This window comes from Rhodoferax sp. ZS1R8 (genome assembly GCF_056521325.1).
The window spans coordinates 455-1,244 of the sequence record NZ_JBWMBA010000111.1 but is presented as its reverse complement, the minus strand read 5'-3'; the positions used below and the strand labels follow the sequence as shown (position 1 = coordinate 1,244).

Here is a 790-nt window from a genome sequence, read left to right as displayed (position 1 = left end):
AATCAGCTACCAAAGCAGGCCGGACAGCGAGACCGCCTACCAGGCAGGCTCCATGGTCAAGCTCACCCAGCGCGTGAGCAACATCAAGACCTACAGCGGAGCAACGCTGGTCAAGGATTACCAGCTGACGTATGAGCAGAGCTCACACACCAACCGGTCAAGACTGAAGACGCTGACCGAGTGTGATGTGGCCAATAACTGTCTGCAGCCAGTCAGCATAACTTGGCCGAATGTGCCTACTGCTCTGACTCAGCCCACCGCGGGAGTCATAGTAGGAACCGGACCAAGCGGATACTCGTATACGAGTGGTGCAAGCTTTATGCAGCTTGGTGACTTCAATGGCGATGGCAAGACGGATTACATGTGGGGTGGGGAAGGTTACGGATGGTGGATCGCCTACGCAACAGACACCGGCTTTGCGAGTCCAGTGCAGGTCCTGGCGCCTACAGTGAACGGAATCTCTACAACGCCGACAGACCTCATAGGAGGCTATTCAGTAGGGGGCAACAATCGAGCTAGCCGACCCTATATCTTTTTTGGCGACTTCAACGGTGACGGCAAGCTCGACATGATGTGGCGCCCTGCCTATGGGGATTGGATGGTTGCATATGGAACTGCGACGGGCATGACGCAGCCCACCGCGGGAGTCATAGTAGGAACCGGACCAAGCGGGTACTCGTATACGAGTGGTGCAAGCTTTATGCAGCTTGGTGACTTCAATGGCGATGGCAAGACGGATTACATGTGGGGTGGGGAAGGTTACGGATGGTGGATCGCCTACGCAACAGAC

1 protein-coding gene is annotated in these 790 nt (G+C 55.8%); it reads left to right on the top strand.

Annotated features, from left to right (window positions below):
* Positions 1-52 precede the first annotated feature (52 nt).
* On the top strand, positions 53-790 hold a 738-nt coding region (locus AC097P_RS24215; RefSeq protein WP_479612972.1), incomplete at its 3' end, for an FG-GAP repeat domain-containing protein.